Origin of the sequence: Metalysinibacillus jejuensis (assembly GCF_003057615.1) — a bacterium.
In the GTDB taxonomy this organism is placed as follows: Bacteria; Bacillota; Bacilli; order Bacillales_A; family Planococcaceae; genus Metalysinibacillus; species Metalysinibacillus jejuensis.
The window spans coordinates 1-227 of the sequence record NZ_QAFW01000227.1 but is presented as its reverse complement, the minus strand read 5'-3'; the positions used below and the strand labels follow the sequence as shown (position 1 = coordinate 227).

At 37.0% G+C, this 227-nt stretch carries 2 protein-coding genes; both read left to right on the top strand.

Annotated elements, in window-relative coordinates; translation table 11 throughout:
• The coding region (locus DDE80_RS15005; protein WP_201261550.1) for a transposase at positions 1-102 on the top strand (102 nt) is incomplete at its 5' end.
• 11 nt (positions 103-113) lie between these two features.
• Positions 114-227, top strand: a 114-nt coding sequence (locus DDE80_RS15000; RefSeq protein ID WP_153060878.1) for a helix-turn-helix domain-containing protein, incomplete at its 3' end; no start/stop codon positions are given.

The window sequence follows — 227 nt, the reverse complement described above, 5'->3', positions numbered from 1 at the left end:
TGGAAAGAAATGTTCTGGTCAAGAAGCTTCTGCCTACTTACAGCAGGCGGTGCGCCAATAGATACCATCAAAAAATATATTGAAAATCAAGGTAAAAAGTGAGGTGAATTGATATGACTAAACAAAACAAAGCTTTCAAATTCCGTTTACTACCAAACAGAGAACAGGCAGTATTATTAGCCAAAACATTTGGTTGTGTTCGTCTTGTCTACAATAAGATGCTTGCG